The sequence below is a fragment of the Neobacillus phoenicis genome, from assembly GCF_047302305.1.
Taxonomy (GTDB): domain Bacteria; phylum Bacillota; class Bacilli; order Bacillales; family Cytobacillaceae; genus Neobacillus.
The window spans coordinates 3744365-3758528 of the sequence record NZ_CP154847.1; the positions used below are offsets into that span (position 1 = coordinate 3744365).

General features: G+C 37.4%; 13 protein-coding genes. 3 read left to right on the forward strand and 10 right to left on the reverse strand.

Translation table 11 applies throughout. The features are described 5' to 3' along the window. Positions 1–57: 57 nt before the first annotated feature. Both AA0X95_RS19335 and AA0X95_RS19340 read right to left on the reverse strand, forming a co-directional pair. Entirely contained in the window at positions 58–414 is a 357-nt protein-coding gene (locus AA0X95_RS19335; protein ID WP_413300707.1) for an ArsR/SmtB family transcription factor, read from the reverse strand. Between the two features lie 21 nt (positions 415–435). Further along, positions 436–2184, reverse strand: a complete 1749-nt coding sequence (locus AA0X95_RS19340; RefSeq protein WP_413300709.1) for a SulP family inorganic anion transporter — start codon at positions 2182–2184, stop codon at positions 436–438. 359 nt (positions 2185–2543) lie between these two features. Between AA0X95_RS19340 and AA0X95_RS19345 the strand changes: the two genes are divergently transcribed. Continuing rightward, positions 2544–3335: a TIGR00266 family protein gene (locus tag AA0X95_RS19345; protein ID WP_413300711.1), complete on the forward strand. Its 792-nt coding sequence runs from the start codon at positions 2544–2546 to the stop codon at positions 3333–3335. Positions 3336–3591: 256 nt separating this feature from the next. On the opposite strand, the gene AA0X95_RS19350 is transcribed toward AA0X95_RS19345, so the two are convergent. The 7 genes from AA0X95_RS19350 to pruA all read right to left on the reverse strand — a co-directional run bounded on the left by AA0X95_RS19350 (position 3592) and on the right by pruA (position 9873). Next, on the reverse strand, positions 3592–4086 hold the full coding sequence (locus AA0X95_RS19350; protein WP_413300713.1) for a DinB family protein: 495 nt from the start codon (positions 4084–4086) through the stop codon (positions 3592–3594). A gap of 73 nt (positions 4087–4159) precedes the next feature. Further along, complete coding sequence (locus tag AA0X95_RS19355) at positions 4160–5620, reverse strand: DUF4153 domain-containing protein (RefSeq protein WP_413300715.1); 1461 nt, start codon at positions 5618–5620, stop codon at positions 4160–4162. A gap of 71 nt (positions 5621–5691) precedes the next feature. After that, positions 5692–6327, reverse strand: a complete 636-nt coding sequence (locus tag AA0X95_RS19360) for an HAAS signaling domain-containing protein (protein ID WP_413300717.1) — start codon at positions 6325–6327, stop codon at positions 5692–5694. Beyond that, complete coding sequence (locus AA0X95_RS19365; protein WP_413300719.1) at positions 6308–6655, reverse strand: PadR family transcriptional regulator; 348 nt, start codon at positions 6653–6655, stop codon at positions 6308–6310. The genes AA0X95_RS19360 and AA0X95_RS19365 overlap by 20 nt, the downstream gene beginning before the upstream one ends. A 112-nt stretch (positions 6656–6767) precedes the next feature. After that, a complete protein-coding gene (locus tag AA0X95_RS19370) occupies positions 6768–6941 on the reverse strand; it encodes a hypothetical protein (protein ID WP_413300721.1) in 174 nt (57 codons plus the stop codon). A gap of 141 nt (positions 6942–7082) precedes the next feature. Then, positions 7083–8285, reverse strand: coding sequence for an ornithine--oxo-acid transaminase (locus AA0X95_RS19375; protein WP_413300723.1), 1203 nt, complete (start codon positions 8283–8285; stop codon positions 7083–7085). 43 nt (positions 8286–8328) lie between these two features. Further along, positions 8329–9873, reverse strand: a complete 1545-nt coding sequence (gene pruA / locus AA0X95_RS19380; protein ID WP_413300725.1) for an L-glutamate gamma-semialdehyde dehydrogenase — start codon at positions 9871–9873, stop codon at positions 8329–8331. Between the two features lie 221 nt (positions 9874–10094). On the opposite strand from pruA, the gene AA0X95_RS19385 reads away from it, so the two are divergent. After that, on the forward strand, positions 10095–11492 hold the full coding sequence (locus AA0X95_RS19385) for a sigma-54 interaction domain-containing protein (protein ID WP_413310117.1): 1398 nt from the start codon (positions 10095–10097) through the stop codon (positions 11490–11492). Between the two features lie 529 nt (positions 11493–12021). On the opposite strand, the gene AA0X95_RS19390 is transcribed toward AA0X95_RS19385, so the two are convergent. Then, on the reverse strand, positions 12022–13008 hold the full coding sequence (locus AA0X95_RS19390) for a VanW family protein (RefSeq protein WP_413300727.1): 987 nt from the start codon (positions 13006–13008) through the stop codon (positions 12022–12024). An 803-nt stretch (positions 13009–13811) separates the two neighbouring features. Here AA0X95_RS19390 and AA0X95_RS19395 point away from each other — a divergent pair. After that, positions 13812–14153, forward strand: coding sequence for a hypothetical protein (locus tag AA0X95_RS19395; protein ID WP_309864282.1), 342 nt, complete (start codon positions 13812–13814; stop codon positions 14151–14153). The last annotated feature ends 11 nt before the right edge of the window (positions 14154–14164 follow it).

Below are 14164 nucleotides of genomic sequence, written 5' to 3' on the forward strand. Positions count from 1 at the left end.
GGTATAAAATCAACAATGTTCTTTAACACAGCCTTTCCATAAAAAAACCGAAGAATATTAATTCTTCGGTGTTGCAGCGGCTTCTTCTTCCACTTCTTTAAATTTATCCAGAATCGTAATTGTATCCACGAGATGGTTATTGAAAATCTGCCTGGCAACAGCTAACAGTTCAATAATCATTGGATCCTTAAGTGTGTAAATGACTTTATTTCCTTCCTTTGTACCCGTCACAATATTTTTTGCTCGTAGGATGGTCAATTGTTGAGAAACGGCCGAACCTTCACTTCCAACTAATGTTTGAATTTCATTTACACTTTTATCCCCTTCTGCTAAGAGCTCTAAAATACGGATTCTCAAAGGGTGTGCTAGTGCTTTGAAGAATTCCGCCTTAAATTGCTGCATTTCAAGATTCAAATTGGTCACTCCTATGCTTTTTTAGAAGGTAGCAGTCAGTTTCTTCCTACTGCCTTCCACCGTCTCAACGGCTGATAGCTTTTTACATTCTCTAAAAGCAAAATGCTTACAGCCTAGACATTTATTTTTATTTATCTGCTCTAATGCATATTGTATGGCCTCTCCTGTATGATTGAAGAAGTGCTCTTCCCCGATTGTTTGATATAAACCTGTCTTTTTCAACACATTTTCTGGCTGAGGATTTAAACCCGATATCATCACTATACCATTTTTCGAAAAATGGTGAACAATACTAGACAAATTTGCTTCACCTGTTGTATCTATTAATGGAACTTTACTCATTCGGAGAAGTAGAATTTTGGGCCGATAGTTAATGGTGCTCATAATTGTTTTTTCAAAAGTGTCAGCAGCACCGAAAAATAATGGTCCTTCCACATTGAAAATACTAATTTGCGGGCAATCGTGTGTATCTGAGACCATTCCTGTCTCTACCTTTTCATGTTTATGTTCTCTATTCGGCAATGCTTTTGCCGTAACCATCACATCACTCATTCTCTTCGCAAATAGAAGGGCAGACATCACTAAGCCCACTTCAACAGCTGTCGTTAAATTAACAAAAACCGTTAGTAAAAAGGTGACTGTTAGGACGATTGAATCGGTCGATTTAGTTTTTAATATATGGGAGAACACTTTTCTCTCGCTCATATTCCAAGCAACTACCATCAATATAGGCGCCATGCTTGCCAATGGAATATAGGATGCATATGGTGCGAAAAATAGTAAAACAAGTAATACGACTATCCCATGAATAATTCCTGATAACGGAGAAATTGCTCCATTTTTTATGTTCGTGGCTGTCCGGGCAATAGCCCCAGTAGCTGGAATCCCACCAAATAAGGGTGTAATCATATTGGCTATTCCCTGCCCTATTAACTCCTTGTTGCTGTTATGACGACTATTAGTCATTCCATCTGCTACCACTGCCGATAACAAAGATTCTATTCCACCCAGCATAGCAATGACAAATGCCGGCTTTAAAAGCTTCATAATCATCTCAATATCAATGCTTGGAATTTGGATTTGCGGCAATGTACTTGGAATTTGACCATAGGCACTTCCAATGGTGGCCACCTCGCTTGGAAAAAAAAGAGTGGCAACTATTGTAGAAACCATTAAACCAATGAGCTGACCTGGAACCTTAGGAGCAATTCTTGGTGTAAGCATCACAGTAAGCAAGCAAATAGCTGCTGTTAGAATACTAAAAAAGTTCAACGTATTTAGATGTACAGCTAGTTCGTTAATGTTCTCAATGAACTCCTCATGCTTTTTTATCCCCTCTAAACCTAGGAAACTTGCAATCTGCCCGGTGAAAATGGTAACGGCAATACCTGCCGTAAATCCAATCGTTACCGGTCTAGGAATATACTTAATTAAGGAACCCAGTCTAAAAACACCCATCAGGAGCAGGATAACTCCGGCCATGAAGCCGGCTATCAGAAGATTCTCGTAACCGTAGGTCATCACTACTCCAAATAAAATAGGAATAAACGCTCCAGTTGGACCGCCTATTTGGTATTTGGATCCGCCAAATAAGGAGATAAGAATCCCGGCTACAATGGTCGTATAGATCCCATACTCTGGTTTTACCCCTGAAGCAATGGCAAATGCCATTCCTAGTGGAATAGCGATTACCCCAACAATTAATCCTGACAGGAGGTCCTTTGATACATTCCTTAAGGAATAATCATGGAATCTTTTATCAATAAACATATCAACCCTTCTTATATTGTAAATTTGTATATCTGATTATTTGAATATAGAATAATTGATAACTATTATCAAGCCTTTTGTATGGAAATTTTTTTCTTTGATTGTCTCTTGTTTACTACATGTATTCGTGTTACAATAGCTAAGCGATGAGCTGAGTTGTGTAAGTCGAGAAACATTCCTTATGGAGCGCACTATGTGGAGTGTGGTTTTTCGCCTCAATACGCAAAAAGACGTCTGTTTCGGTAGACGTCTTTTTTATTTGTGCTATAGAGGCCTTTTTACTTAAAATTAGCACTTTTTTCCTAAATTTTTTATAATAAATATAAGCAATATTTTTTAAAAAAATGGGAGGGAATACGATGAATAACCATGAAATCGATTATAAGATTTATGGCGATGATATGCAGTTTGTCGAGGTAGAGCTTGATCCTCAGGAAACAGTTGTTGCTGAAGCTGGAAGCTTTATGATGATGGAAGATGATATACATATGGAAACGATTTTTGGAGACGGATCCAGTGGTGGCGGTAGCGGTCTGATGGGTAAACTTTTCAGTGCAGGTAAGCGCGTCCTAACAGGTGAAAGTTTGTTCATGACCACCTTTACCAATACCGGAAACGGCAAGAAGCGTGTATCGTTTGCTTCCCCATACCCAGGAAAAATCATTCCTATGGATTTAAGTCAGTATGGCGGGAAAATCATCTGTCAAAAGGATGCATTCTTAGCGGCTGCAAAAGGTGTTCAAGTTGGTATTGAATTCCAACGAAAATTGGGTGTCGGTTTCTTTGGCGGCGAAGGCTTTATTATGCAAAAGCTTGAAGGCGATGGCATGGCATTTGTTCACGCAGGTGGAACAATTATTAAAAAGGACCTTCTTCCTGGCCAATCTTTAAGAGTGGATACAGGCTGCTTAGTGGCGATGACGAGCAATGTTAATTACGAAATAGAATTTGTAAAAGGTGTAAAAACGGCCCTGTTCGGCGGTGAAGGCTTATTCTTTGCCACTTTACGTGGTCCTGGATCTGTTTGGATTCAGTCGCTTCCTTTTAGCAGGCTTGCAAGCCGCGTATTTGCTGCCGCTCCTTCTCGCGGTGGTTCGAAAGATGAAGGTAGTATCGCACGAGGAATTTTTGATATGTTTAATGGCGACTAATATATAATTAGAGAAGCAGGATTCCCGTCGTGGGTCCTGCTGCTTTTTTTGTAAAATGCAAATTTGTAGAAAAAGTACAATTTTGTGTAGAAAAGTTGAAGAAGTGTGTAGAAAAATCATAAATGTGTGTAGAAAAACTTTGATTTTGTGTAGAAATATCTTAATTTCGTGTAGAAATCCTACAATCATGCAAGCAGGACTCCCTTATATTAAGCAAAAAACCAAGCATACGCCCGGTTTTTTGCTTTATTTATGACTAACTTACACCCTGTTCCTTATCCCATGAACCTTGAAGCTTGCGAATCGTTACTATCTGGCCAATATGATGAGCATTATGGAGAGTTACACAGGTTAACGTTCCAATCCAAGGGTCATTAACACCTGCTTCAGGATTGACCGGTTCATCTAGTTTCTCGTCCTCACACTCACTAACCGTATGATACCAGTCAGTCATTACGGCATTAAACCTTTCCATCAACTCAGACCATTCTAAATCACTCAAATTTCTAAAAGTAGAGTCATTATTTTCTTCCATCTTTGGAAGATGGATCTCTTTAAATCGATGTAAATACCGTTCATTCCAGAAGATTAGATGGCTAACAATTTCCTTGATTGAATTGTTACCTTCAGACCCCTTCCATGCTGTCTGTTCTGATGTTAGGCCAGCGACAGCACTTTGAAAGGAAACAAACCAACCATTTTTTTTATGACAATATAAAAGTTGTTCGAGGATTACATCTTTTCGATTCATAGACAACTCTCCCTACGTTTGATATTTAATCATATTAAAAGCAGGAATGTTCATGCATCAAATTTTCTGTTTTCTATTCCAAATCTAATTTTTTCAGTTTACTAAAAGCTTGCTCTCTTTTTAAATTATAGGATTGCCACGGAAGGTTAGTGGTGAGCGCTTCCCTCTTTCTATCCAGCAAGATGTTCCGTAAGCCCGGTATCTCAGGATTTTCTTCATAAAGACTGATTAATCCTGTCACGCCCGTGTATGATAACTGATTGAGATAATTTATATCAATTTTACCGCTTGTTTCGAAACGGTTCATGTTTTCTTTTATGACGATTTTATCTAGGTCTATTACTGCTATTGCTGTGTAATAAATCATGCATGAAATAAAATAAAAGTGAAATAATGAAAGTTTTTCTACCCAAATTTTCACCAATGAATAGGCAAAAATAATGACAAGAAAAATCATAAACGAATGGACAAGCACCCTGGTGAAAGTAAATCCATACGCTTCTTCATACATACCTAAACGTAGAAATGCTGAACTTAGCATCACTGCGCTTGAGAGAACAAGGATGGTAAGCATTACTTGAGTAAATCTCTTAATAAATGAATTGGTCCGCTGAACAAAGGTGATAACAATAATAGTAATCGATAAATTGATTAATGTGACAAATAAAAGCTCAAAGAAACCTTTCCTTGCATACTCCGCATAAGTGTAGTTTTCTTGCAGGGTGCCACTGAAGAAATATTTAAACTGAACCAAAGTAAATAAAATATAAACAATATTTATGAGAACAAGGACCGTAATTGAAATAATACCGTCCATTTGAAAATTCACTGCATCGTTTTGTTGTTTGAGCACCTTTATCTGCTTGATTAGCAGCACTTGCATAAAACCAAAGAAGCCCAAAGTGAATATGAGGGTTACGATCAAACGAAAAATCCCTTCTGCGTCTACAATGTTAAACCAATCCGGAATCCCACCAATGATTCGTTCAAACTGCGTATCAGCAGACATGAGTAATCTCAATACAACCAATAAGACAGGTATTGAGATGGCAACTCCAATTAATATTTTTTTCCATACTAACCATTTTTCACCACCTGCACCATGTTTTAGTCCTTCTCCTAAGACCCCACTGAATTTTAAGTAATATTTAAACATATCCATGAGCCTTGAAAATATTAAAGTGATAAATGCAGGCTGGTTCCATTTAAAATTTTTTGGGCTTGATATTAAAACTAAATGTGAAATCACCAATCCTGGTATCACAACGATATTCAATGTCTTGAAAAGTCGGTTATCATTTAGTAAATAACTTGCTGATAGAAGCCAAATACAACAAACAATCAAGTATCCTAAACGCTGATGTGAAAAGGGAAAGCTGCGAAATTTCCAAAAGAATACGAAGTAAAATGACATAATGAATACAATATAGGAAATACCTATTTCACCACGAAAAAATGCTTCTTCAGCTACGATCCCGAGCAATAAACATAACAATAAAAACAACCAATCTGATTTTCCAATCTTAATTTCCATTTAGCATCCCTCTTTTTATATAGATTTTCTATATATATAGTTTTACTAGGTATATAGTCAAAAAAAACTGCTCATATCGAAGCTTTTCTCCCCCACCGATATCCTAACCAGCTAATTGGGTAAAGAGTAATTGTAAAAATGATACAAGCAATAATAAATGTTTTTGTTAATAAAGGGGCGAACCAGGCATGTGGAATAATGTGAAAAACAGTTAGAATCATCAACACTAAATTAGGAATAAGGGATAATAAGAACGTTTTTCTCAAAAGAGTTCGACCCCTTTGACCAAAACCCTTCCCGATTTCATATCCAAGTAAAGCCCAAAAGAACATATACAGGAAGGCAATGATGATAGGAATAGAAGTTAGATGATCCCAAATGTTCGTTAACCATTCCCATTCGAAAAGGTTGTGAGCTAACGTTAACGCGCTGCCTCCCCCAAAAAAGAGGATATTAAGTAAAATAAACAGCCATTTCATGTTACTTGGAGTAACGGACAGTTCATCCTTCCATAATTCAGCTATCTCCTCAGGACTTCCTAGCCTAGTTACAATATGATTTGTTAACTCTTCTTCATTCAAATATGTTGATTCAAGGAGAATTTCATCAATATGTGTCTCATATTCCAATAGAATACTTTTCTTATCTGTATGGTTTCCTAAACCTTTAGCAAGTTCTTCAAGAAACCTATTCTTCGGCCGTTCCATGCTTTGATCTCCCTATTACCTTGTTCATTACTTGAACAAAATCCTGCCACTCACGGGTTTTTTCGCTTAATAACTCTTTTCCAGCTTTAGTAATCCGATAGTACTTTCGTGCAGGACCCTTTTCCTGCTCAACCCAATAACATTCAATGTACTCTTGCTTTTCAAGCTTATGAAGTGCTGGATACAAGGTCCCTTCCTTTACACTAAGACCATTATCACTACGCTGTTCTAGCTCTTTTACCAATTCATAGCCATACATATCACGTTCGTTTAATAATTGAAGCAAGATAAGCGATGTGCTTCCTTTTACCAATTCACGGTTAAACATTTTTTCACCTACCTAGTTTTGTTAGGTACATAGAAATTCTACAACGTCATAAACTTTTTGTAAAGTATGGAATGAAAAAAAGTGACGAATTCTTAATCGTCACTTTTTCTGATTATTTCAGCTTTGGGTTGTTTTTTTGTCTCTCTATGAATTCATCGCGCTCTCCACCATCGGATAATTCCTCAGAGAATTCATGCCCCGTTTCTTGATTTAATAATTCCCAAGGTTTAATTGTTTTTGGTGGCAGATTATTATTCGGTGCAGCTTGCTCATTCCATTTTCCCATTACATATCACCTCAACCAATAGTATCTGATGTTTAACAAGCATTATCCAAAATAAAAACGTTTGGAAGATTCCAAACGTTTCTACTTAGTGTTGAATAACCATTTGTTCAATAATCTTGAAGCTATTGTAATTAAATATTTTTATGATAATACAAGTTTGATCTTCTCGATTGCCCAATCAATTTCTTCTTTTGTAATAATTAGTGGAGGGGCAAAGCGGATCACTGTATCATGTGTTTCTTTACATAATAAGCCGGCTTCCTTTAAAGCCTCACAATAAGGTCTTGCAGCTTCAGTTAACTCAACCCCAATAAACAAACCTCTTCCTCGTATGTCTTTAATCATAGGGTTGGTGATTGTATTTAATTGTTCAAGAAAATACTTACCTAATTCAAGTGAGCGTTCTGCTAATTTTTCTTCCTCAATTACATCTAGCGCAGCTAGTGAGACAGCGCATGCTAGTGGGTTCCCTCCAAAAGTAGATCCGTGTGAGCCTGGATTAAAAACACCTAATACATCAGAATTAGCTACAACACAAGAAATTGGGAATACGCCGCCTCCAAGTGCTTTTCCTAAAATTAACATATCAGGATCTACTTCTTCCCAATCACACGCAAACATCTTCCCCGTCCGTGCCAAGCCCACTTGAATTTCGTCTGCGATAAACAACACATTTTGCTCTTTACACAATTCAGAAGCCTTTTTTAAGAATCCCTCAGGAGGTAAGATAATTCCCGCCTCGCCTTGAATTGGTTCCATTAAGAATGCTGCTGTATTTGGAGTAATGGCTGCTTTTAGTGCTTCAATATCACCATATGGGATTAATTTAATGCCTGGGAGCATTGGACCAAAACCACGTTTATATTCAGGGTCAGACGACAAGGAAACCGCACCCATTGTTCTTCCATGAAAATTTCCTGTGCACGCAATGATTTCTGCCTGATTTTCAGCAATTCCTTTTACATCATAGCCCCAGCGCCGTGCAGCTTTTAACGCTGTTTCAACTGCCTCGGCACCTGTATTCATAGGAAGGGCCATATTTTTATTGGTTAGTTTACAGATCTTTTCGTACCAAAGCCCCAGTTGATCATTATGAAAGGCACGTGACGTGAGCGTTACTTTATCTGCTTGATCCTTTAAGGCTTGAATGATTTTTGGATGACGGTGCCCTTGGTTCACTGCTGAATAGGCACTTAACATATCCATGTAACGATTTCCTTCTGGTCCTTCTACCCATACACCTTCTGCTTTGGAGATTACAATTGGAAGTGGATGATAGTTATTTGCCCCAAATTTATTTGTCTGCTCAATGATTGCTGTTGTTTTATTTGTTACTACTGTCATTACAATTTCCTCCTCTTTTTAAGAGAACCCTAAGGATTCCCTTTTATAGCATTTCTGATGTTGTTTTTGCTTGCATATGAAGAAGTAAATAATCAGGACCACCAGCTTTAGAATCCGTACCTGACATATTAAAGCCGCCAAATGGCTGATAACCAACGATAGCGCCTGTACAGCCTCGATTAAAATACAGATTGCCAACGTGGAACTCGTCTCTTGCTCTTTCAATGTGTTCACGATTATTAGAAATTAGCGCACCTGTCAGACCATAATCTGTATTGTTAGCAATTTTCATCATATGGTCAAAATCACTGGCCTTACAGAATGCCACAACTGGACCAAATATCTCTTCCTGCATGAGTCGGGCATTTTCATCCAAATCAGCAAAAATCGTGGGTTGAATGAAATAACCTTTTGAGTCATCCCCTTCTCCGCCAGTTAATAACCTGCCTTCTTCTTTACCAATCTCTATATAACTCATAATTTTTTTGAATGATTTTTCATCTATTACTGGCCCCATATAGGTGTCATCAAGTTCAGGATTACCAAAGGTAAGTGTCCTTGTTAGTGAAACTGCCTTTTCAAGGACACTATCGTACACATCCTGGTGGACAACTGCACGAGAACCTGCCGAACATTTTTGACCAGAGAAGCCAAATGCAGAATATACAATGGAAGCAGCAGCCAAATCTAAATCCGCATCACGATCAACAACCACCGTGTCTTTTCCACCCATCTCTGCAATCACACGCTTTAGCCAAATTTGTCCTGGGTTCACCTTTGCTGCACGCTCATAAATTCTACAGCCAACCTCACGGGAACCAGTAAAGGAAACAAACCGGGTTTTAGGGTGATCAACCAAGTAATCGCCAATTTGAGAACCGCTTCCTGGAACGAAGTTTAATACTCCTTTTGGAAGGCCCGCTTCATGCATAAGTTCAACAAATTTTGCAGCAATGACAGGTGTCGAGTTCGCTGGCTTTAATAAAACGGTATTTCCTGTAACTATTGCGGCAATTGTAGTGCCAGCCATAATGGCTAATGGAAAGTTAAATGGTGATATGATAATTCCTACTCCTAGTGGAATATAATTAAATTGGTTAAATTCACCTGTACGACTTTTAACAGGTGCTCCATCCTTGATCGCTAACATTTGTCTTCCATAATACTCGATGAAATCAATAGCCTCTGCTGTATCTGCATCAGCCTCTTTCCATGGTTTCCCTGCTTCTTTTACTAGATAACTAGAGAACTCATGTTTCCGACGGCGCATCATGGCAGCAGCCCGGAATAGGATATTGGCGCGGTGCTCTGGCTTCCAAGTTTTCCACGTTTTAAAGGCTGTTAAGGCTGCTTGCATAGCTCTTTCAGCTAGCTCCTGATTTGCCATTGAAACACTACCGATGATTTCTTCTTTATTTGCGGGATTGATGGATAGAATCTTTTCGTCAGTCGTAATTAGTTCACCATCAATAACAACAGGATAGTGTTTACAGAGTTGAGACTGAACGAATGATAATGCTTTTTGAAAGTCTTCTTTATTTTTTTCTTCTGTAAAATTAGTAAATGGCTCATGAGAATACGAAATCATTAAATAGCCCCCTTTATGTTCGTAAAACTATATTGCAAGTTTCGTGCCAACAATATTTTGCATATCACCGCAGGTTTCTAATAACATAACGCAAATTATTTTTGCTAAAGAGTCTCTTTTTTTGCAAAAAAACGCAAAATTATTTTGCGTTTTCATGTTTTTTTTGATTAAATAGGTGCATAAAGTTTTAACAAGGGGTATGAACCATCATGAAAAAAACAATGAATGATTTACTCTATTTAACTCGAATGTATAAACGGATTTTAGACGAAGTAGATGTTGGAGTACATGCAGTTGACGAAACCGGAAAAACGATTATCTATAATAAAAAAATGATGCAAATGGAATCGATGGACATCCATGATGTAATGGATAAAAACCTACTCGATGTCTTTATGTTTAAAGATGACCAATCTAGTACTCTTGTAAAAGCACTACAGGAGGGAAAAGAAACAAGTAACGTAAAGCAAACATATTTTAATAACAAGGGCAGAGAAGTTACTACGATCAACAATACTATTCCTATCTATTTAGATCAGAATCTTAAGGGTGCAGTTGAAATTGCAAAGGATGTCACTAAACTTGAACGGCTAATTAAAGGGAATTTGAATAGGGAATCAACTAAATATACATTTGATACCATTATAGGAACTAGTCCAGCCATTATGGAGGTTAAAGAGTCTGCAAAACGTGCGACTAGGACCTCCTCATATGTATTGATTGTCGGTGATACAGGTACAGGGAAGGAACTTTTTGCTCAAAGCATACACAATGCCAGCATGCGGTTATCTGCTCCATTTATTTCACAAAATTGCGCTGCACTGCCTGATAATTTAATTGAAAGTCTCCTTTTCGGTACAAAGCGGGGTGCTTTCACGGGTGCAGTTGACACACCCGGATTATTTGAACAAGCTAATCGCGGAACATTGTTGCTCGATGAAATTAATTCATTGAATTTAAATCTTCAGGCGAAATTGCTTCGGGTTCTTCAGGAAAAAACAATCAGGAGAATTGGTGATACGAAGGATACGCCAATTGATGTTAGGGTTATTGCGAACATGAACGAGGATCCGATTGAGGCTATTGCCAATAACCGATTACGTAAAGACTTATATTATCGTCTTGGTGTAGTAACGATCTTTGTCCCACCTTTAAAAGATCGAAAAGAGGATATTCCTTTATTAGTAGCTCATTTTATTGATAAATATAATGAGCGCTTTCAAATGAATGTAAAAGGCTTATCGGAGGAAGTCCATTTGTCTTTCCTTGAATATGATTGGCACGGGAATGTACGAGAGCTTGAGCATATAATCGAAGCAGCCATGAACATTATGATGGATGAGGAAGTTATCATGTACTCCCATTTACCCTACCAATATCGTAACAAAATGCAGTTGAAAGAGAGAATGATGCCTTTATCCACTGTTGATACATTCCTAAAGGAAAATTCAGATGTAACAATACCTCTAAAGGACCAAATGGAGTTATTTGAAAAAACCTATATTGAGCATGTCCTAAAGAAACATGATTTTAATATTTCAAGAGCAGCTAAGTCACTAAGATTAAGCCGCCAAAGCTTACAATACCGTATGAAGAAATTGAGTTTAGATAGTAAATAGCAAATTTTTTTGCATAACATTTCCATATTTTCATCATAATATAAAAAAAGATGAGGTGAAAATGATGGGACTTCTAAACTCATTTAATCAATGGAGAGAAACAAGGTATCAAAACCACGTAACCACTATGAAAGATTTAGGTAAGTGTCCTGACTGTCAAGGTCGTGGTTATACTGTTTACCCTTATAATGAATATGCCTACTATAATTCGTTTGAATGTCCCGGTTGCCAAGGAAGCGGACATTATACGGATTGGGAAGAATTGAGATAGTTCCGTGGAAACATCAAATAATAAAAGTTGAATTCTGCTCATAAGAAAAGCGGAAGCGCCTTGGTCAGCCCCGACAGGCAAATGTTCTTCGGCAAGAAAAGTCCGCCTTTTGACTTTTATTGCCGAAGGTTATTTGACCCGAGGGGCTAGGCGCTGGAGCTGGACAATTCTCGAAGTCGTATTTTATACTTTCCTATTATGTTAAAAATGCCCAGTATTTTTCATACTGGGCATCTTTCAATAGTGGACTTATTGGCTTTACATTTGTTTCTTTATAATGTCCTGATACGCTTTTGCGGTCCTAACCTCTACGGTTAAGGATCCTTTTCTTACAATTGCCTTCAAGATGACTGGCGCACCTGTCGTATTTTTAAATCTAAAATCTTTACCTCCATAGGATACTGTCGCATCTCTCCCAGTTGGAACATACCCTACCTGTAGTGAATGATGGTGCTTTTCGATGTAGCTAACACCTAATTTGTCTATTGCATTAAATAAGGTGGATGAAGTTTGACAAATACCCCCACCTATACCATCAACCAGTTTCCCTTCTACCACTTCTGGTGCCTTTTGAAACCCGTGGGCTGCGTCACTTGGGCCTACAGTCGTATTAAACGAGAAAGAGTCCCCCACACCAAGAATGACATTATTAATGGCTTGTGCTGATAAAGCTATATTTTTCGTTCTTCCAACGACACCGCTATTAAAATGAGTAGTGTAAGATGCGACTAAGACTTCCCCTAAATGGGCTGCATCTTCCACCTTATATCCACTTGCTGTCACATATAATGGCACCTCCACATTCCCACCTTTTACAGAAGACTGAATCACTTTTTCTATCAATTCATCCTCATCTAGAATGGTTTGTGGTGTCCCTTTAATAACCTGTCCATTTTCATCTAGCTTATCAAGAGTCATTCTCTTATCATAACCAGGGGTTGTTTCCGTTCCCCTCGCTAATTCTCTAGCTACTTTCGAAATCTCTGCTTTATACTTTTCAAGGTCAGTAGAAAAGCCCAATTCCTTCGGATTAAAAGTTTTAATAGTTGCTTTTGTTGTCGGATCAATGATAGTTACAAAAACCGGCTTTTCCTCTTCCTTTTTCTTTTCCACTTTTTTTTCTACTTTTATTTTCGGTTGTTGTTCAGATGCCTTTGTCTCTTTAATCGGTTGATCTGAACAACCGGCCAATAACACAAAACTTCCAGCCAATAAAATTGAAATAACCCTAGTGAGTTTTCCCATATTCCCCCATCTTTTCCCCATTTATTTATTAAATCTAATTATTTCCTTTTCACATACTATTTGACGTTTTTAGACTGGATTTGGTTTCAGATAGTCTTCCATTTTTATTTTCATTTTCCTGCAATTAAAAGGAACTAAACTAATAGATTTTATTTTACCATTATCTCTCATTAATAAAATTACTTTTTGTTATAATAAAAATATGGAAATAAAAGGTTAGTTAAAAAATAGGATAAATAAAGGGATTTTTACGGTTTCTTATGTCTTGTGCGGATCAAAAAGGGTGAATGTATCTTGTTAGATGCCTTAATTCTTCTTGCCATCCTGCTATTTTCATTGTTTCTTGTATTAGGGGTTGTATCTTATTTTAAACAGAATGGACTAAGGTGGCTTTACTTTATCCTCGCATCCATTTGTTTAGAGGGAATTACTTAATACAGAAGCTCTAAAAATTGTTGGGGAAGCTGGTTATTCATATAGTATTCAATGGTCTCTTGATACTATTGATTGGCAGCAGCCTTCTACCGAGGTAATTATCGAGCGAATTAAAGCTGGTGCAAGTAATGGTGATAGCCTACTCATTGCTATTGGTGGAATCAATACACCAGCAGCAGTCGATCAGGTTATACCATGGTTAAAAACAAACGGATACCAACTTGTGCCATTAAGCGAAATTTTGAAATAGGTTCAAAATCACCCCCAACTAAGCCCCACCATCATATGTTAAATGTCATAAAGCTGAATAATTTACCAGCTTTAAGGTAAGTTTAAACCTAGGAAAAATTTTTCTAGGGGTGCTAAAAATGTCCGTTTTTGTTTACCAAACGTTTATTATTAAACAGGATCAATTTAAAGAAGGAATCGATAATTTAAGAGAGATTAAAAAATTTAGAAATGAAAACTACAACCATAAAGTAGAGATTTTAACTCCTGTGTCTGGGGATGATTATACCTATGCCCTTCTTTCGACTTATGAAGGATTAGCGGAAATGGAATTACAAAGTAAAAAAATGTTCGAGGACGAGGAATATTTAGAGCTTATTGGTCCTTTTTTTCTAGAGCATGTCGCTGAAGGCAGCATGCATACTCAAATCTATCGCTCATTAGGAGAGGTAAAAATGGCGAAAAAAGAAGAGAAAAAATAATTTTTTCACAA

Excerpts from the sequence above, each read along its gene's own strand:
- AA0X95_RS19340 (WP_413300709.1), bottom strand. The coding sequence starts at position 2,184 with ATGTTTATTGATAAAAGATTCCATGATTATTCCTTAAGGAATGTATCA.
- AA0X95_RS19370 (WP_413300721.1), bottom strand. The coding sequence starts at position 6,941 with ATGGGAAAATGGAATGAGCAAGCTGCACCGAATAATAATCTGCCACCA.
- AA0X95_RS19390 (WP_413300727.1), bottom strand. The coding sequence starts at position 13,008 with ATGGGAAAACTCACTAGGGTTATTTCAATTTTATTGGCTGGAAGTTTT.
- AA0X95_RS19345 (WP_413300711.1), top strand. The coding sequence starts at position 2,544 with ATGAATAACCATGAAATCGATTATAAGATTTATGGCGATGATATGCAG.
- AA0X95_RS19375 (WP_413300723.1), bottom strand. The coding sequence starts at position 8,285 with ATGACAGTAGTAACAAATAAAACAACAGCAATCATTGAGCAGACAAAT.
- AA0X95_RS19350 (WP_413300713.1), bottom strand. The coding sequence starts at position 4,086 with ATGAATCGAAAAGATGTAATCCTCGAACAACTTTTATATTGTCATAAA.
- AA0X95_RS19385 (WP_413310117.1), top strand. The coding sequence starts at position 10,095 with ATGAATGATTTACTCTATTTAACTCGAATGTATAAACGGATTTTAGAC.
- AA0X95_RS19395 (WP_309864282.1), top strand. The coding sequence starts at position 13,812 with ATGTCCGTTTTTGTTTACCAAACGTTTATTATTAAACAGGATCAATTT.
- AA0X95_RS19355 (WP_413300715.1), bottom strand. The coding sequence starts at position 5,620 with ATGGAAATTAAGATTGGAAAATCAGATTGGTTGTTTTTATTGTTATGT.
- AA0X95_RS19365 (WP_413300719.1), bottom strand. The coding sequence starts at position 6,655 with ATGTTTAACCGTGAATTGGTAAAAGGAAGCACATCGCTTATCTTGCTT.
- AA0X95_RS19360 (WP_413300717.1), bottom strand. The coding sequence starts at position 6,327 with ATGGAACGGCCGAAGAATAGGTTTCTTGAAGAACTTGCTAAAGGTTTA.
- pruA (WP_413300725.1), bottom strand. The coding sequence starts at position 9,873 with ATGATTTCGTATTCTCATGAGCCATTTACTAATTTTACAGAAGAAAAA.